The organism is Endozoicomonas ascidiicola (assembly GCF_001646945.1).
GTDB lineage: Bacteria > Pseudomonadota > Gammaproteobacteria > Pseudomonadales > Endozoicomonadaceae > Endozoicomonas > Endozoicomonas ascidiicola.
Genome location: NZ_LUTV01000003.1, coordinates 684,213 through 686,476, shown reverse-complemented (window position 1 = coordinate 686,476; position 2,264 = coordinate 684,213). Strand labels below are relative to the sequence as shown.

The 2,264-nt window shown below is 46.5% G+C and carries 2 protein-coding genes; both read left to right on the top strand.

Annotated elements, in window-relative coordinates:
- Positions 1-332: transposase (locus tag AKL11_RS10460; RefSeq protein WP_172807266.1), on the top strand; the 332-nt coding region annotated here is incomplete at its 5' end.
- Positions 332-2,116 (top strand): RING-HC finger protein, encoded by a 1,785-nt coding sequence (locus AKL11_RS10455; RefSeq protein WP_095210301.1) that lies wholly within the window; start codon positions 332-334, stop codon positions 2,114-2,116. The genes AKL11_RS10460 and AKL11_RS10455, both read left to right, overlap by 1 nt.
- Positions 2,117-2,264 lie beyond the last annotated feature (148 nt).

Below are 2,264 nucleotides of genomic sequence, written 5' to 3'. Positions count from 1 at the left end.
ATCTTACCTGTGATAACTACGCAACTCATAAACATCCGAAGGTAAAAGAGTGGCTGGAAAAGCACCCGCGATTCCACGTTCACTTTACACCGACATCAGCTTCATGGATGAACATGGTTGAGAGGTTTTTCCGAGATTTAACCACACAGCGTTTACGTCGAGGGGKATTCAAAAGTGTTCCAGAGCTTGTGGAGGCAATAGAGGAATATATCGAAAAACATAACGAGAAGCCCAAGCCGTTTATATGGACAGCCAAGGCTAATGACATACTGGAGAAGGTAGTTCGAGCTAATTGCCGCTTAAGCAGCAAAAAGAACGGCGCACTACACTAGTGAATCATCAGACGGTAATCCAAGACCGACTATCCGTTGTTAACAGGCATGATGATTTTGCTGCAGAAGACTGTGATCTGCGCCGACGAAACCCTTGGCCAAGACTATGTAATGACTGGCCAATGGCAAGAGCGAACTTTATTCCCCGTCACCCGCAAAACGGCCTTAGAGATGGAGTGAAATGTGTTTTCGGTGGTCACTATCCTTTAGGAGGGTTCGAGAGCGATGATAACTTGTTCATTGATCACCAAAGGCATTTTCCGAATTGCCCTGGTGCTCATTATATGGATGCTTCTCCAGCATTCGGTTATATGGAAACTCTGGAAAGCAGACTGGAATCTTATACCGAGCACGCAAAGCTTATTTTTCAACGTAAAAACATTGATTACAGACATTTGGCTGCTGCAGGCTATTTCTATGTTGGTAATCAACCAGGCAAGGATGCGGATTCGGTTCAGTGCTATATGGATGGTGAAGGTGTGAAACGTTGGGATGATAATGATGTTCCATGGGATGAACATCGAAAATTGGCACCACTTTGCCCATTGGTACTGGTTCACGATAGTGGGCAAAGGGTGGATCAGTCCGGGTATGGGGGGACGCAGCAGCAATATAGATCGCCTTCCAATGTCACTGTTTTTGAGAACCGAGATACTGTGGTTTCGAGTCGTTCAACACTTCAGCCACAGGGGCGAAATATGTGTTTGCAAGCCCCAAGTATATCCATCTATATTGGTGGAGACGCTCATTTTGACCCAGCAACTCGGCAGACGTTTCTCCAGCAGTTTTCTGAATCCGGGGTTGTGTTTGGATCAGAATCTGAGCCGGGATACGAACCAGAGCGGGAGGTTTATAATATCCATCATGGTAATTATGTTCAGCACAGTATTGGTACACCTTCAACAGTTACTGAACATCGGGCTCCTGCTCCGGTTGGTCGCAATGACCTCTACACACCAAGAATAAGAAACGATGCTGACTTTGCACTCTTAGAACAAGCTCTGATCAATCAAGGTTATACCCTACAGGAAGCGGGTGATGCTATTAATCAATGGAGGCGTTTACAAAGCTCAGTACCTGTTGATCTGGAGATGCTTGAGAGCACCATTCGTGATATGCGCCGCAGTTTTGAGCAGACAAACAGTCCAAGTACATCTACTGCAACAGTAAGTTCGCAGGTTTCATTGACCGAGCCATCGGGTGCTTCGCCCGTTACGCCAGTTGTTGCAGTTGAACAGCCGTTGATAGATTTCACGAGTGAGTCAGTGGCGAGTGGCTCGCCTGCTGCAGTAATAGAGCTTAACATTGCAGACCGTTTGTTGATGCTGGGTGTGAATCAGGGCTCAGAAACAATGACGGAGGCAAATGGCCAACCCGTGGCAGATCCATTTCTGGGTGCACTGGAATCAGAGGTGAAAGTCAGGAGTCAGGAAGAGCTTGATCTCATGAAGGTTTTTCTGATTTCTGAGTCATTTTCGGAAGAACGTGTTGATCAGCTACTGACACGAATGGCAGGCATGGCTATCAGTATGCAGACATTGAGAGCGAATATTGTTCTACCCGCACCGGCTGAAAACCAGAATGCAGGAGCTGCATCTTCCGGGGGCATGGCAGGACAATCTACTGATAAGCATAAATGTAAGATTTGTTTGAATAAACCCTTAAATATGACATTTGTTCCTTGCGGACATTTGGCCACGTGTGAGGAATGTGCTCCACGTCTTAGTACATGCCCGATTTGCAGAAACAATATTCAGCAAAGGGTTCGAACTTACATGTCCTGACGGATTGGCAGGATCAAGGCAATGTCAGAGCCGTTTCCATGCTCTGACATTAGCTAGTGTAGTGCGCCGTTCTTTTTGCTGCTTAAGCGGCAATTAGCTCGAACTACCTTCTCCAGTATGTCATTAGCCTTGGCTGTCCATATAAACG